General features: G+C 47.7%; 22 protein-coding genes. 18 read left to right on the plus strand and 4 right to left on the minus strand.

All coding sequences use genetic code 11. The annotated features are described in order from the left end of the window. Nucleotides 1-222: 222 nt before the first annotated feature. Nucleotides 223-714, minus strand: coding sequence for a helix-turn-helix domain-containing protein (locus L462_RS18800; RefSeq protein ID WP_032677901.1), 492 nt, complete (start codon nt 712-714; stop codon nt 223-225). A 72-nt stretch (nt 715-786) separates the two neighbouring features. Here L462_RS18800 and L462_RS18795 point away from each other — a divergent pair, with 72 nt between their 5' ends. From L462_RS18795 to L462_RS18750, 13 genes are all read left to right on the plus strand, one after another. Then, entirely contained in the window at nt 787-1,056 is a 270-nt protein-coding gene (locus L462_RS18795; RefSeq protein ID WP_032677904.1) for a transcriptional regulator, read from the plus strand. Beyond that, entirely contained in the window at nt 1,056-1,505 is a 450-nt protein-coding gene (locus L462_RS18790) for a toxin YdaT family protein (RefSeq protein WP_032677905.1), read from the plus strand. The genes L462_RS18795 and L462_RS18790 overlap by 1 nt, the downstream gene beginning before the upstream one ends. A gap of 16 nt (nt 1,506-1,521) precedes the next feature. Further along, complete coding sequence (locus L462_RS18785; protein WP_032677906.1) at nt 1,522-1,785, plus strand: DUF4222 domain-containing protein; 264 nt, start codon at nt 1,522-1,524, stop codon at nt 1,783-1,785. Then, nucleotides 1,775-2,809 carry a DnaT-like ssDNA-binding domain-containing protein gene (locus L462_RS24180; protein WP_072031438.1) on the plus strand — a complete coding sequence of 345 codons (1,035 nt, stop codon included), beginning with the start codon at nt 1,775-1,777 and terminating at the stop codon, nt 2,807-2,809. Before L462_RS18785 ends, L462_RS24180 begins: the two co-directional genes overlap by 11 nt. Nucleotides 2,810-2,813: 4 nt before the next feature. Further along, entirely contained in the window at nt 2,814-3,236 is a 423-nt protein-coding gene (locus tag L462_RS0123350; protein WP_050595775.1) for a replication protein P, read from the plus strand. Nucleotides 3,237-3,250: 14 nt separating this feature from the next. After that, entirely contained in the window at nt 3,251-3,925 is a 675-nt protein-coding gene (locus L462_RS18780; RefSeq protein ID WP_032677907.1) for a DUF1627 domain-containing protein, read from the plus strand. Nucleotides 3,926-4,125: 200 nt separating this feature from the next. Continuing rightward, complete coding sequence (locus L462_RS18775; RefSeq protein WP_023311194.1) at nt 4,126-4,392, plus strand: DUF977 family protein; 267 nt, start codon at nt 4,126-4,128, stop codon at nt 4,390-4,392. 392 nt (nt 4,393-4,784) lie between these two features. Further along, the gene (locus L462_RS18770; RefSeq protein ID WP_023311195.1) at nt 4,785-5,306 is read left to right on the plus strand and encodes a hypothetical protein; all 522 of its coding nucleotides are present in this window, start codon (nt 4,785-4,787) and stop codon (nt 5,304-5,306) included. Between the two features lie 463 nt (nt 5,307-5,769). Next, nucleotides 5,770-6,093, plus strand: coding sequence for a hypothetical protein (locus L462_RS18765; protein WP_032677908.1), 324 nt, complete (start codon nt 5,770-5,772; stop codon nt 6,091-6,093). A 184-nt stretch (nt 6,094-6,277) separates the two neighbouring features. Then, nucleotides 6,278-6,445: a hypothetical protein gene (locus tag L462_RS25305; protein ID WP_181006729.1), complete on the plus strand. Its 168-nt coding sequence runs from the start codon at nt 6,278-6,280 to the stop codon at nt 6,443-6,445. Between the two features lie 139 nt (nt 6,446-6,584). After that, nucleotides 6,585-6,878 carry a Ref family recombination enhancement nuclease gene (locus L462_RS18760; RefSeq protein WP_032677909.1) on the plus strand — a complete coding sequence of 98 codons (294 nt, stop codon included), beginning with the start codon at nt 6,585-6,587 and terminating at the stop codon, nt 6,876-6,878. Then, the gene (locus L462_RS18755; protein ID WP_032677910.1) at nt 6,871-7,239 is read left to right on the plus strand and encodes a RusA family crossover junction endodeoxyribonuclease; all 369 of its coding nucleotides are present in this window, start codon (nt 6,871-6,873) and stop codon (nt 7,237-7,239) included. Before L462_RS18760 ends, L462_RS18755 begins: the two co-directional genes overlap by 8 nt. Continuing rightward, nucleotides 7,232-7,579, plus strand: coding sequence for an antiterminator Q family protein (locus tag L462_RS18750; RefSeq protein WP_032677911.1), 348 nt, complete (start codon nt 7,232-7,234; stop codon nt 7,577-7,579). The genes L462_RS18755 and L462_RS18750 overlap by 8 nt, the downstream gene beginning before the upstream one ends. A 16-nt stretch (nt 7,580-7,595) precedes the next feature. Here the strand turns inward: L462_RS18750 and L462_RS18745 are convergent, their stop codons facing one another. The 3 genes from L462_RS18745 to L462_RS18735 all read right to left on the minus strand — a co-directional run bounded on the left by L462_RS18745 (nt 7,596) and on the right by L462_RS18735 (nt 10,274). Then, nucleotides 7,596-8,483: a Kiwa anti-phage protein KwaB-like domain-containing protein gene (locus tag L462_RS18745; protein ID WP_032677912.1), complete on the minus strand. Its 888-nt coding sequence runs from the start codon at nt 8,481-8,483 to the stop codon at nt 7,596-7,598. Between the two features lie 4 nt (nt 8,484-8,487). Then, complete coding sequence (locus L462_RS18740) at nt 8,488-9,006, minus strand: hypothetical protein (protein ID WP_032677913.1); 519 nt, start codon at nt 9,004-9,006, stop codon at nt 8,488-8,490. Nucleotides 9,007-9,416: 410 nt separating this feature from the next. Further along, on the minus strand, nt 9,417-10,274 hold the full coding sequence (locus tag L462_RS18735) for an FRG domain-containing protein (protein WP_032677914.1): 858 nt from the start codon (nt 10,272-10,274) through the stop codon (nt 9,417-9,419). A 189-nt stretch (nt 10,275-10,463) separates the two neighbouring features. Between L462_RS18735 and L462_RS18730 the strand changes: the two genes are divergently transcribed. The 5 genes from L462_RS18730 (at nt 10,464) to L462_RS18710 (ending at nt 12,795) form a co-directional block, all read left to right on the plus strand. Then, the gene (locus tag L462_RS18730; protein ID WP_032677915.1) at nt 10,464-10,868 is read left to right on the plus strand and encodes a putative holin; all 405 of its coding nucleotides are present in this window, start codon (nt 10,464-10,466) and stop codon (nt 10,866-10,868) included. Continuing rightward, a complete protein-coding gene (locus L462_RS18725; protein WP_032677916.1) occupies nt 10,865-11,161 on the plus strand; it encodes a phage holin family protein in 297 nt (98 codons plus the stop codon). The genes L462_RS18730 and L462_RS18725 overlap by 4 nt, the downstream gene beginning before the upstream one ends. Beyond that, complete coding sequence (locus tag L462_RS18720; RefSeq protein WP_032677917.1) at nt 11,158-11,787, plus strand: glycoside hydrolase family 19 protein; 630 nt, start codon at nt 11,158-11,160, stop codon at nt 11,785-11,787. The genes L462_RS18725 and L462_RS18720 overlap by 4 nt, the downstream gene beginning before the upstream one ends. Nucleotides 11,788-11,794: 7 nt before the next feature. Then, a complete protein-coding gene (locus L462_RS18715) occupies nt 11,795-12,067 on the plus strand; it encodes a hypothetical protein (protein ID WP_032677918.1) in 273 nt (90 codons plus the stop codon). Nucleotides 12,068-12,507: 440 nt separating this feature from the next. Continuing rightward, on the plus strand, nt 12,508-12,795 hold the full coding sequence (locus tag L462_RS18710; RefSeq protein WP_032677921.1) for a hypothetical protein: 288 nt from the start codon (nt 12,508-12,510) through the stop codon (nt 12,793-12,795). The last annotated feature ends 351 nt before the right edge of the window (nt 12,796-13,146 follow it).

Genomic DNA, 13,146 nt, shown 5'->3' on the forward strand with positions numbered 1-13,146 from the left:
CCATCTCAAACCCCTGTTTGCTGCTTTGCTTTGTGAATCACCCTTATCGCCGGGTAGGCGGAACGTTTACCTGTCGCACCTGTTGTGCTTCGATGTGTAGAGAATACAACATAAAGTAGATGTGTCAACACTAAAAGTAGAAATTTAAGAGGGATTAGCTACTTGCAGTAGTGGGGGAAGGCGTAAAAAAACCCGGCATGTGCCGGGTTATTTGGGATTTTTTTACTTCTGCGGGGTGTTTGCGTACTTCAGAAAGAAATCATAAAGCTGTTTATACCGCATTTCGAAAGCCAGTAGCATGTTCTTTGCTTCAACACTTGGGAACTGCCGATACACTCGAACCAGTCGCTTTTCGTCTTCGCTTAATTCTCTGAATTCCGCATCGCTGCCTGTGTCTGGTTCTGTCGCGGGGAAGCCCGAAAACTCAGTTTCCGGAAGCTTAGCTGGTGCACTCTCACCTTCGCCGTAATCAAGCCAGGCCGCCTGGACATTTAGCCAGTCAGCTATCTTTTGAAGTTTCTCATCGCGTGGCTTAGCCGTGCCCAACGTATAACGACGAGCCATTTCGTATGTGACATCGCAAGCCTGGCTTAAATCCTTGACGGAACGGCGCTGTCTGCGCATTTCTTCGGTCAGCCGGTTCGCGAAATCCTGATGTTTATTCGCTTTTTCTACCATATGTAGAAGAGTAAGGCACGGCGCGTTTATAGTCATTTCTATTTTTCGTAGTTGTATTTTCTACTTTATGTAGTATATTGCAGTCATCGACTCATTCAGGAGAAAACGATGACTACTTCATACAAGAACATAACGGAAAAGGCTGTCAGGTCGATTGGTTCTGTTTCGGCCGTCGCCCGCAAATTCAACTTTAAGTCCTCACAGTCAGTAGCAAACTGGATTATCCGAAACCGAGTTCCAAGCGAGCGAGTGATAAAGCTCTGTGGATTTGGCGGCTGGACTGTCACCCCACATGAGTTACGTCCGGATTTGCATCCAACCCCTACCAGCGGAATTCCTGTTCAGGATATCCCACGCGCGCAGAAGGAGTCTGACTGATGGAAATCAAAAAGCTTGCATGCGAGCTGGAGTCCTGGGCTCAGGAAAAGGGCTGGAAGACAGTCACGCAGCTGATAACCCCTCATCATTTTGGCGATCTGCTTCAGCCATTGGATAACGTGACGGACCCTGACGAGTACGCGCGGCGCTTGCACAACAACAAGCAGATTATTCAGCGTGCGTTCCGCAACGATACGCCTAATTACCTGAAACAGGCGGAAGCGCTGAGCTATGCCATCCGTACCGCCATTGATAACGAGCTGGCGCAGAAGGACTGCATGCACTACCGGGCCGCCAGGGTTAACAAAGAGTGCATCGAAGCCACCAATGCGGTCTTCACTGGCAAACCGCAACCGGTAATCCGCCGCGAGACTCTGGAAGCGATCGACGCGCTGGCGCAGATGGTCGGCGTGAAAGTCCAAATTATGAACTGCCATCACGTGGCTTAACAGTCTGGAGGCACCTATGCGTACTTCTCAGGAATTAGCGAGCGCACTGGCAGAGCGCATGAAAAACGCGATGAAGAACCGACCCGCTCAGGAGCCAGTGGATCGCAGCGGTGAAATCATTCCAGGGAAGCAATACCGCGACGAACGCGGGCGCATGGTAACAGTTTTGCGTTCATCCCAGCTCCGCGTTTCATATCGCCGGGAGGGGTACACCGGCGTCAGTGAAACAGGGCGCCGTGAGTTTGAAATGAAGTTCACCGAGGTGAAAAGTGAGTCTTGATGCCATGCGCTGGGCCAAAAAGGCCAAAACAGGGCGATCGTCTGCAAAGTCGGTACTGACCTGGCTGGCTGATATGTGCGGAGCCGACTTAACGACATATCCGTCAATTGCCGCTCTGTCTGAAGCTACTGAGCTGGACAAAAAAACAGTTCAGGCAAGCCTGCAGCATCTGATCGCTATGGGATTTATCCAGGACACTGGAGAACGTCGCGGGCGCACAAAACAAATCCCTGTCTACAAATTAATTGGGGTGGAGGAAAGCATTGCAGACTCTGAACATACCCAAAAACGGGAACATTACCAAAAACGGGGTCGTTCAAAGGGAACCGAAAATGGGAGTGTTTCTGAAAACGAACCCAAAAACGGTACTGTTAAAAACGGTGAAACGATCCCGTTTTTTCCGTCAAACGATCCCAAAAACGGGATACGGAATCCCCCAGAGGAATCTAAAGATCTAAACCCCACACATAACGCACGAGGGGAACTGGTTGGATCACCGAGTGAACGGCCTGTTCCGGAATACGCTGGTCAGCCAGGGACTTTTTACCCAGCCTCACAGTTGCTGGGGAAATTTCCTATGAGCAAGGAGTGGAAACCATCTGCTGACTTTCGCAGGCAGGCAAACCTCTGGGGTCGTCCCGTCCCCACGAACTTGACTCCCGAAGACTTACGTGCTGCCCATGCCTGCTTTGTTGATTACTGGATCTCTGAGGGCAAGGCATTCAACCAGACGCAGTGGGAGCAAAAATTTGCTCTCCACCTGCAGAACACAAAGCCAACAAAACCGCGAGGTAATTCTCATGCAGGACTGGACCCAAACTCCACAGCAAACGCCGCTGTACAACGAGCGCGTGCAGCACGTGCAGAACAATTACGAGCTCGAGGAGAAGGCGTGGAAATTCTGGGAGCTCATGCTGGAAATTTACTCCACTCGCTGGGAGACCAAAAACGGCTCGGCCCCGTCGGGCCTATGGATTGCGCAGATTGGGAGTTTGACCAGCGCCCAGACGACGAGCGTTTGTAATGCCATGGTTGCGCGCTGTAAAGCGGGAAATTCTTGGCCGCCAGACTTGGCTGAATTCGTAACGTTGGTGGCGGATACGGGCGGCAATGCTCTGGGGCTGAGAACTGCCGACGTGATGGCGGAATACAGGCGCTGGCGTAACGAGTCTTACCGCTATGACAGCTCTGAACAGTTTCCATGGCGCCATCCGGTTTTATATCAGATTTGCACCGAAATGCGCCGCACCGGTGTTGAGCGGCAAATGACTCAGACCGAACTGGAAGCACTGGCCGCTATGCAGCTGGCGAAGTGGGAAAAACATGTGGCGGACGGATATCAGATCCCGCCGGTTAGAAAACAGATTGCCGCACCTCGCCATGCGCCAGGGCCGACCCCCGCGCAGTTACTTAAAGCGCAGGCAGAGGCAGCCAAATCAAAACGTATGTGAACAGGAGAAAATTTATGGAAACCGTACTTGATGCACTGAAAGCCATGAAAAAAGCGACATATCGCGAGGTTGCTGCCCGTCTGGATATCGAGCCCGTTGAAGCGCTGAACATGCTGCGCGAGCAGAAAGAACAAGGGTTATGTGATTTTTACGATGGCGCATGGTCAATCGGTACAGCTAAAGAGCAGGCCAGGCAGCCGATCAAACCTCAGGCAGCGGAGCCAGCGAATCAGGCTCCGCGCCTGAAAGGTGATGAACCAGCACCGGTTGATGTTGTGGCCATCCGCCAGTTGCTTGGAAAGAGCGGCTCTATGACCACCGCTGCGCTGGCTGCAGCTGTAAATCGTAATGCCCGCGGCATGGTCTCTGTAATGCTGTCTTTTGAGCGGCAGGGCGTGGTTATCAAAAACGGCGAGGGGAAGGGCGTGACATGGTCTCTGCCTGGAGCTGGTGAGGCCGCAGGCGTTACAGCCGAAGCTGCACAGCCAGAAAAAACAACTGCAGAAATTATTGAGACCATCCCGGCATTCGCCTCTCGCCCTGATGACCTGATTATTCCGTCATCCCGTTATATCTCCGGTGAAATCCGCCGGACAAAAGCGAAGCTGTCAAACCTGCAGCGTCTTCAGGGCGCCGTTCGGGAGCTACGCCGCCATAAGCATCTGCTGGAGGGGCTGGGGAATGACTAATTTACCGAAATGCCCTCAATGCGGCATGGCCCCTTCACTGAGGGTTCGCAGCCGGGGAATGAACTGGGGTTCAGCAGAGGTCCGCTGTTCGAACGGTTGCCCTGGCATCCGGGCGGGATTTTCGTTCCCGCCTGATGGTGAGGCAGCGGCCCGGCAGTTGCTTCAGGAAAAATGGAAAGAGCTTGTGTGAGGAATCAACGATGCCACGACCAAAAACTCATGAAGAGCGCACGGTGATGATTAACCGGATTATCGAACTGGTGAAAGAGCAGGGCCGTATCACGACTAAGGACGTCGTCGCGATGTTTAACCTGCACCGAACCACGGCAGAGAAGTACATCCGGATTGCCGTGCAACGTGGAGAGCTTATCCGTTACGGTCGCTGCGGTATTTTCCGTGACCAACGTGCAATTATCGACTTTGACCTTAGCCGCTTTTCACAGCATAGAGTGGGTATGCAACCTTAAGTAAGACTTTCACCGCAAAAGGGCACATATCATTCTTAATTCAATGAAAGCGCGAACCCAATGGATGATTATCCAGGTCGATATGAACAGGCAACAACCTCTGGCTGGATAACTCCTGGTAGAGCTAGAATGACGATGCATTTATCACTGCTGTTTAATACAGATTAAAACAATGATGCTAAAATCTTGGTCTACATCAAAGATCTGTGTAACTGACTGATATTATTGGGGTGGTGTGATTTTGTTGTGGCTTATGACAAAATTTGATTGATCTTTTTTGTGGTTGTGACTAGAGGTCTTTTCAATTGGATTCATCGATCGATGAAAAAAGAATTGATCGATGAATCCTTTGATTCTAAACTAACAGTATTGAAGTAATCAGAGATTCAGTCATGGCTAACAATTATTCAACTCAAGCTTTCTTCGATTTCCTGTACGAACTGCCTTCATTGGGACTCATCAATGAAGCAACTGCACGTAACCTGAAGAATTCAGCGTTGCTATTGCTCTCTGTTACCAAAATTCATAGTGATGATGATGTACGAGATCTAGACGTTGAAGACTTGATCGAGAAGTATATTGCGACCCAGTCCACGAAGCCTGGTGAATCTTCCATTCAAAGCTATCAAAGCCGATTTAAAAGCGCCGTTAACAAGTTCGAGGAGTATGTGCGAGTGGGTACTATTGTAAACCAGTCAGATACTGACGGAAGCCAAGACGGATTTGATACTGCGGATCAGAATGCGGAGAAGATTAAACTGGGCAAGAGAGAGAAGGTGCAAGCCTTCAATTTGCCGATTGTAGTTCGCCCGGAGACAGGAACGATGATTACTGTCCAAGGCTTACCAACTGATCTCACTGCGGAAGATGCTGAGCGTATTCTTTCGGTATTAAAAGCGTATGTGCGTTCATAAAAAGAATTTGGGCCCAGCCTTTGGAGAGGAAGGGCCCGGATTGGGGATGTTGGAGCACCCGCAATCAGTACTGCGTACACAATAGTACAGTAGCGGATCCCCATATTTTAATCAAGTTTTAGGGAGGTGCTCCCCTGAGGCGAGGTTTATGTATGGCTTTAAAAGACATCGCTACCAAACCGTTACCAGCCGGTTTTCGCTGGGTAAAATGCCGTTTCCGTAAAGCTCGTGCAAAGGCAGGGACTCCTGATTCTGAACGTAAGATTCTTGATGCTCATGCCTATGGTTACAAATGCTGGTCCTTTCCAGTGCGCACTAAGCACTAAGTTTTAAACCCGCTTCGGCGGGTTTTTTTATGCCTAATGCCAAATATCCTTTAACATTTCGTGCTCTTAATCCATTGATCATTTTTCTGTATGGCGTTACTGTATAAATATACAGTTAATCATCAGGGGTGGTAATCATGGGTTTTCTATCACCAGCAGCAGACTACGCAGAACAGACGCTCACTATCACCAGCCTTTACGGCTTTGACGACAACTGCCGAACCATCGAAACTTCAGCCGGCTACGCGGTCATAAACGTCGCCAGAAAGCCGGAAGTGGGTGATACCGTCCTGGTTTCGTTCTGCGGCAGTCTGGATTTCGCAAAAGTGCAGGGGAAAGCGCTGATAACTCAGGATGGAGAGGCTATTGAGGGTGATGCGCTGGATGATGCAACAGTCATGGGGGTAGTAACTCATCTCCTGAACCGTGTGACAGATACCGACAATCGGCCAGTGATTTAGCAGACCGTACACGATTCCTGTGCTTAAAGAGCAGATCGGTTACACAGACCAATTACGGCTAATTGGTCTTTCTAACCTATTAGGCGTTAGCGAAAAGGGCTGCTTCAGTAACGTTCAGTGCGCAGGGAGAAAAGGGCCGACCCCGCTGTATCGGGGATGACTGAATTAAATAGGATTTTGCGTTATGAATGAGCAAGAATTAATAGCTGCCGTTCGCCCCGCTGGACGTTATGAGGTAGTGACCAATGAAGATGGTTCTTTTATCGTGATACCTATCCCGCTCGAAGCAATACTGATTACCCGCGAATCTCTCCAGCAACATGCTGAGCGCTTCCGCAACCCTGACAACTGATTTATAATAATCAAGCTGGTCTGAACAACCAGCGCCTGTCGCACCATCACCGGAGAAAAGTGATGGCGCAAAGAACTACCTCGAATTACTCACACCGCCCGTCTATGTGCGGTGCTTCTGCTTATGCTGGTGGTCCAGCATGAAGAAAGCAGATAGCCTCCATCTTTCGCGTGTGGCCGCACTGGGCTGTATCGTGCGCAGAAATCAGAACCTGGGCGAAACGCCTGCGGAAATCCACCACATCCGAACCGGGCAGGGCGCAAGCCAGCGCGCTGACCATCGGAAATCAATTCCTCTGTGCCATATGCACCATCGCAACGGCAGTTATGGTGTGGCCATTCATGCTGGCCGTAAGCTCTGGGAGAGAAACTTCGGTACCGAGTTGCAGCTGCTGGAACAGGTCCAGTTAGAGCTGGGAGTGTTCTATGCCTAAATACCTCATCACTCCTGTCGGAAAACCACGCATGACCCGCGCTGATAAGTGGAAGCAGCGCGCGCCGGTGATGCGCTATCGCATGTTTTGCGATGAAGCCCGCCTTCATGGAATCCAGGTACCGGAGAACGGCGCCCACATCACATTCGTTTTGCCGATGCCGACGAGCTGGAGCAATAAAAAACGCGCAGCTATGGACGGACAACCCCATCAGCAAAAGCCCGATCTGGACAACTTAACAAAATCTCTATTGGACGCTTTGTTTGAGGATGACTCCCACATTTGGGACGCCCGGACATCAAAAGTATGGGGCGAAACCGGAATGATAATTATCGAGAACATTGGAGAGAAAAATGCGTGATATGTACGAGGTAATGGACCGCTGGGGAGCCTGGGCTGCAGCTGATAGCAGTGGAGTCGACTGGCAACCAATAGCTGCTGGTTTTAAAAGTTTACTGCCGCACGGTAAAAAGTCACGTCTGCAATGTGATGACGATGAAGGGATAATGATTGATGGCTGTGTTGCACGCCTGAAGAAATATAAGCCGGAACAATATGAGCTGATTATTGCTCACTTTGTTATTGGTATCTCGCTACGTGCTATAGCAAAGAAGCGTAAGTGTTCTGATGGAACGATACGAAAGGATCTCCAAACAGCCCTTGGGTTCATCGAAGGGCTGTTTATATTTATAAATATTTAATAAATCGATATCTATCTCATGCATAAGGTCTTTTTGAATTGCTCTTAAAGACCTTTTGGCTAATTTCTGAGGTAAAAATATCCTCATCCAAAAAATCCAATAGAGCTTTAATTTCTCTCTTTGTTTGGGGCATTTCAATTCTTTCTTGGCCCTCGATATTTTTGATTTTTAAAGGGAATCCAATTTTTTCTGCTGCAGATTTCAAAACGGGCAGTAATTCAGCGTCTAAAATCCCACTTTTATTTATTAATGTTATTTTATTTCTTATTGGGGTGTCGGCAATAACGCTCAAATCAAGCCCCTCAGGTATAGAAAATGCAGCATTACTGGAAAATAATGCAAGATCTTGGTCTGTAGCCTCTTGAAAATACACTGTCATGTCAAAGATACTGCGAAGTTTGAAAAAGCTTCGGAAATAAATTTTATCATTTTTAATAATGGCGACTAATTTATCGTCTATATTAAATCCAACCTTTTCAGCTTTGCTAAAAGTATTTGCCGCCCCAACCAGGGACATTACAAATGATTTAGATGTGTCTAGGATTTGCTTTTTATTAAAGGTTTGTAAGGCAATGCAATTTTCCGCATTAGGTTCACCAACACCTACAAACAAACCTTTAATGTGGTCTATATTTATTTCTTCAGGTTTCCACTCGGGAATTGCAGTGTTTCTCCTTACTGCATCCATAAGTAAATTAGAATCATGGAAATTCTCTAATTCAAAGCTTTCATTGTAACTAGGGTTATATCCAGCATAAAATGGTATTACTGAGTCATGATGCGCTTCAAAATATTGTCTTTGCTGATTAAATGTTTCGTTAATCATAGTCGAGGCAGCTCTATCTAGTTTGATTCTCACTATTTTTATAGCGCTCTGATTATCCATAATTGCAAATAACGGCATGGATTTATCCTTTTACATGTAGGAATGTGTGTTCAGTCAGTTTGACAACTTTAAAATTTATATCCTTGATGTTCGTGATAATCTCTTTGGAAATTAACACGAACCCCACACCCGTATCATCTTCAGCTTCATAAAATTTATACCCATGTAAAGCTAACACGGGATTGAAGTTGTAGTTTTCGGAAAAGGATATATATAAAAGAAGTGATACATAAAAAAATATAGCATACTCTTTTACAGTTGCAATTGAATCCGTCCCAAGTAAAGGGAACAGATAGCTAAGAAAGTAATTAGTTACTTCTTTGTTTGCAGGTGACACGGAGTCAATATTCTTACTAAGAATTTCAAATTTTTTTTCGGCCACAGTTACTAAAGTCAGACAAAGTATCCAACTAACAACCGCCGTAACAAGACTTGTGTATATAAGCCATGTGTTGTGCTTCATAAACCCTATGAAAATCAACGTCACACAAACTGGAGCGATGGAGCTCGCAGTAAGTAGTAGCCTTGCTAAACGATTCATATCAATCCGCCTTGTACTGTATGTGTATACAGTATTTTAGCCTATAAAGGAGCTCATAACCATGTTGTTTAAGAACGGTTTTTAACCTTATCACTTGTAGTGTCAAAAAACACTAACGCGTACGCAAAAACTATCGTAGTCTGTTAAGAGTGGCTTCTAATACACGGACTTAAAACGCTTTTAGAGCGCCGGTCGTGACAAATTTTAACGTCTAAACCAACGTCAGTGCATTAATCCTTTGGCCTGTCGAAGCGCTAAAGTCCACTTTGTTGTGGATTCTAAGCTTCATGCGCTATAGTTTAATGTCTTATAAGTGGTCTATCATTCGTACTTGATTCTGATGGGTAACTTGAAACGACACAGAATGTGAGCCAAACAAAAGTGGTTTGACTCACACCAAAAAGTTGGGGTTAGCGCAGTTGCCACTTCTTCTTTATGTACCCAGCTGCAAATTCAACTTCTGGGAACATTGTTCTGGAGTTGATGTTCAAAACGTCTAAGTCTTTAAGTATCTGTGATTTCGCCTCGGCTGGAATCACAATTTTACTTGCGGTAAAACCTTTATGTGTTCGGCCAGGGGATGAGTACTCGAGAAGTCCAGCGACTAGAAATGCTCCTGATTGAGCAATAACTCTCCTGTTTGTTTTAGCTGGGTACACAAAATAATATCTGAACATGTCGCCAGGTTTTATCGAATCAGTGAAGTAGGGTTTTTCTACTCTAATAAACTGATATAGGCGTTTCATAGGAGCAAGTTTGCGAAACTCCACGCGAGCACCTTCATTCCAGGATTTAACTTTCTTATATTCCTGCTTAATTTCAGTCTTTTCTGTATCGGTGAGTCGTGCCAAATTACATATCAAACTGATGGTATCACTATCTGAAAATCGTACTCGACTTTCATCAAAGTCCAAAACGTGTACGACACCATTTGCATCATGGTGTGCCTCCTCGTTGCAAGCAAAATATAGGGCAACCAGAGGGTTTAGGGACACATCAAGAAGGCGGGTTGGCAGTCCATAATGCTGTGCTCTGACTAACTTGTCGAACATCAAGCGATCACCATTGAACTCTGTTGGAGATTCAACCATTAACTCGCTGAAAATCTGCCTTTCGGCATTTGCGCGAAGGCCTCGCATAACAGAAGGTCTCAAACTCCATTGAGTGTTTGACTGGCCTCTGTAGCATCTGATGTGTGTTGGAGTTGTTTGCTGGTAAACGTAGCTGAGAAACGAAGTTACTGAATCTATTTTTAGTGACAATTCCATTTTAAATCCATTAAAAAATACTGAACTGAAATTTATAGAGGCATTTCAATAGCGTAACAAGGGCCATTTATCACATTATGGAAGATTGATAACAACTTTCAACAGATCAGTTCCTTAAGCCCTGGCCCCCGCCGGGGTTTTTTATATCCCCTCGTTCTGAGAGGGCTCACGGCAAAAAGAGGGGGCTAAATGTCCGCAGAACCAATAACTGCAACGGTAACGGCGGGCGTGGCTGCTGGTACAACCGGAATCACCTTCGCCACGCTTTTTCCAGAGGCTACGCCCGCAGTGATGGTCTGCTCCCTCGCAGGGGCGGCGCTGTATATCCTCAGCTCTGAGGACCACAAAATCTGGAAGCAGATTCTTTTTGCGCTCATTTCGTTTATCGGTGGCATTTACTGTGCCGGTACTGCTTCAGAAATTATCGCCGCCCTTATCAACGCCGGACTGAATCAGCTTGGCCCGCCAGTCACTATTAAGGTTTCGCCAGCAATTGGCGCACTGGCGGCTTCAACGGTTTCAGTGACAATTCTGCTGCGCATTCTTGCCCGCTCAAAAACAGGCAATCTGCCCGGCGTGAAGGGGGAAGAATGACGTGGCTGCTGCTGAACTTTCCATGGCTGTTGCTTCACCTTAATGCACTGGCCTGCATCTTGATTACGTTCCGCCTGATGTTTTTCCGTAAGCGCAGTATGCGGCGGCGCCGGATAATGGAGCTTCTGGCCTATGGGCTGATTCTGGCTCCTGCATACACGGCTTTCCGCATCTGGCACGGCGATTATGTGCAGGTCGATTACGGTGAAATCCTCATTAATCTTGTTGTCTGCATCGCTATCTGGCGTGCGGGCGGCAACATCGCTCGCATTACAGGAGAGAGAACAACGTGAACCAAACACAATTTCAAAAGGCGGCAGGTATCAGCGCCGGGCTAGCCGTGCGCTGGTTTCATTACATCGATGCTGCAATGAAGGAATTCGGCATTACCGCGCCGCTCGATCAGGCCATGTTTATCGCACAGATGGGTCATGAGTCCGGCGGGTTTACCCGTCTGGTGGAAAACCTGAACTATGCGGCGGAAAAACTGGTCCACACATTCGGCAGGCACCGCATTACTCCCCAGCAGGCCGCCGCGCTCGGCAGAACGGCTACTCAACCGGCTAACCAGAAAGCGATCGCCAATCTTGTTTACGGTGGAGAGTGGGGGAAAAAGAATCTAGGTAATCAGGTAGCGGGCGACGGCTGGAAATATCGCGGGCGAGGCCTGAAGCAAATCACCGGACTGAGCAACTACCGCAGCTGCGGTCAGCCGCTGAAGCTGGATTTGGTGACACAGCCTGAATTGCTGGAGGTCGACGAAAACGCCGCACGTTCAGCAGCATGGTTCTATGCTTCCCGCGGCTGCCTGCTCCACTCCGGCGATGTTGAGCGCGTTACGCTGCTCATCAACGGCGGCCGAAATGGGCTGGAGCAACGCCGCGCACTGTTTAATCTGGCTAAATCCGTGCTGATCTGAGGTGGCTATGAGCATCATCGAAATGATTCTGGGCGGTCTTGGTGCGCTGGTGGCCGTCGCGCTCAGCGGGTTTGTTGCTGGAAATATTCGTGGAAGCGGAAAAGCAGAGGCAAAAGCCAAACAGCAGCGCACTGAAGAGAATGCTGCGGCGACCGTTGCCGCGGCGGAACGCAAGGCGGAAGTCACGAAAGAGGCCAGCAATGTACAGCAGAATGTTAACCACATGCCTGATAACGATGTTGATCGTGAGCTGCGCACAGACTGGACCCGCAAGGGTTGAGGTAGTGGACACTGCTTGCGATTGGGTTAAACCCATTTACGGAACGGATCACGACTGGGATCTACTGGACCATCAGACGAAGAAAGACATCCTGGCGCATAACAAAGCGTGGCAGTCAAACTGCCAGAAGCAGGAGTGAAGCATGTTGGTGTGTTCACATTCCATTGCGGGTAAATTTCGTCCCCGGCAAAAATAGAGAAACAAATTAGCGAAGCTAACCCACAGGACTTAAGTACCGTTAAGGGAAATTGCGAACTATCATATGGTGAAAAAGGCAAGATGAACCAGTTCAAAGACATCAGCTGTCAGTTCATCATATTGTAATGTGAGCAATTGGGTGACGTAACACCCCCTGCATTTCAGAACCCTATTCGATAATGCTTTTTATGAGATTATCTTCAGCGTATTCTGTGACATCCAATTTTGAACAGGAGGTTACGATGTCAGATATTGATTTTGAAGCTTTAGGGCGATGCAAGCATATCAGCAAACAATTAGAATCTGCTTTACGAGACAGACATACTGCTTATAGCAGAATGGACAACTGCTATAAGGCAAATGGCAGTGGGCAAGTTGGTACATCTGTAACCACTACAGACCTAAACGCGATGCAGACTCATTTTGAAGAATTCAAACTTATTGAGCAGAAGATTGTTGAACTGGTCACCGAGTATAACGAATGGGCTCCCAAAGCAGGTGAGAGAGTCATTAAATTCACCAAGTATTGATTCAGTAAGAATGAAGATAAGGCCTCGCAATAGCGGGGCTTTTTTTATGCGCATTCCACGCGTCCTTCAAAGAACGTCTTTTAGCTGTGAGCTTTGGTAAACCGTTAACTTCCACTGCTTTGCCGTGCGGCAAGCTCAGGCCTAAATTGAAAATCAAATGCAGCTCACTATAGCTGGTATCCCGTATGCACCGGCCTGCGAAAGTCATCGTGGATCGACATTCAAATAACGATACACATGCGCGCAGATATACATGAACTTGCTCTCAAGCAGCATATAAAACAACTATCAACTGACGGGCCGGGGGTGTTTAGTGATAGATCTAAGCCTGCAGCGGAGGGATTTGAAGGT

Source organism: Enterobacter sp. BIDMC 26, from assembly GCF_000534435.1.
Lineage (GTDB): Bacteria > Pseudomonadota > Gammaproteobacteria > Enterobacterales > Enterobacteriaceae > Enterobacter > Enterobacter ludwigii.

Bases quoted from the DNA above. Each gene is read 5' to 3' on its own strand.
- L462_RS18780 (WP_032677907.1), top strand. From the start codon at position 3,251: ATGGAAACCGTACTTGATGCACTGAAAGCCATGAAAAAAGCGACATAT.
- L462_RS18765 (WP_032677908.1), top strand. From the start codon at position 5,770: ATGGGTTTTCTATCACCAGCAGCAGACTACGCAGAACAGACGCTCACT.
- L462_RS18760 (WP_032677909.1), top strand. From the start codon at position 6,585: ATGAAGAAAGCAGATAGCCTCCATCTTTCGCGTGTGGCCGCACTGGGC.
- L462_RS18730 (WP_032677915.1), top strand. From the start codon at position 10,464: ATGTCCGCAGAACCAATAACTGCAACGGTAACGGCGGGCGTGGCTGCT.
- L462_RS18755 (WP_032677910.1), top strand. From the start codon at position 6,871: ATGCCTAAATACCTCATCACTCCTGTCGGAAAACCACGCATGACCCGC.
- L462_RS18750 (WP_032677911.1), top strand. From the start codon at position 7,232: ATGCGTGATATGTACGAGGTAATGGACCGCTGGGGAGCCTGGGCTGCA.
- L462_RS18770 (WP_023311195.1), top strand. From the start codon at position 4,785: ATGGCTAACAATTATTCAACTCAAGCTTTCTTCGATTTCCTGTACGAA.
- L462_RS18800 (WP_032677901.1), bottom strand. From the start codon at position 714: ATGACTATAAACGCGCCGTGCCTTACTCTTCTACATATGGTAGAAAAA.
- L462_RS18725 (WP_032677916.1), top strand. From the start codon at position 10,865: ATGACGTGGCTGCTGCTGAACTTTCCATGGCTGTTGCTTCACCTTAAT.
- L462_RS18790 (WP_032677905.1), top strand. From the start codon at position 1,056: ATGGAAATCAAAAAGCTTGCATGCGAGCTGGAGTCCTGGGCTCAGGAA.
- L462_RS18735 (WP_032677914.1), bottom strand. From the start codon at position 10,274: ATGGAATTGTCACTAAAAATAGATTCAGTAACTTCGTTTCTCAGCTAC.
- L462_RS18710 (WP_032677921.1), top strand. From the start codon at position 12,508: ATGTCAGATATTGATTTTGAAGCTTTAGGGCGATGCAAGCATATCAGC.
- L462_RS18795 (WP_032677904.1), top strand. From the start codon at position 787: ATGACTACTTCATACAAGAACATAACGGAAAAGGCTGTCAGGTCGATT.
- L462_RS18715 (WP_032677918.1), top strand. From the start codon at position 11,795: ATGAGCATCATCGAAATGATTCTGGGCGGTCTTGGTGCGCTGGTGGCC.
- L462_RS18785 (WP_032677906.1), top strand. From the start codon at position 1,522: ATGCGTACTTCTCAGGAATTAGCGAGCGCACTGGCAGAGCGCATGAAA.
- L462_RS0123350 (WP_050595775.1), top strand. From the start codon at position 2,814: ATGGTTGCGCGCTGTAAAGCGGGAAATTCTTGGCCGCCAGACTTGGCT.
- L462_RS18745 (WP_032677912.1), bottom strand. From the start codon at position 8,483: ATGCCGTTATTTGCAATTATGGATAATCAGAGCGCTATAAAAATAGTG.
- L462_RS25305 (WP_181006729.1), top strand. From the start codon at position 6,278: ATGAATGAGCAAGAATTAATAGCTGCCGTTCGCCCCGCTGGACGTTAT.
- L462_RS18775 (WP_023311194.1), top strand. From the start codon at position 4,126: ATGCCACGACCAAAAACTCATGAAGAGCGCACGGTGATGATTAACCGG.
- L462_RS18740 (WP_032677913.1), bottom strand. From the start codon at position 9,006: ATGAATCGTTTAGCAAGGCTACTACTTACTGCGAGCTCCATCGCTCCA.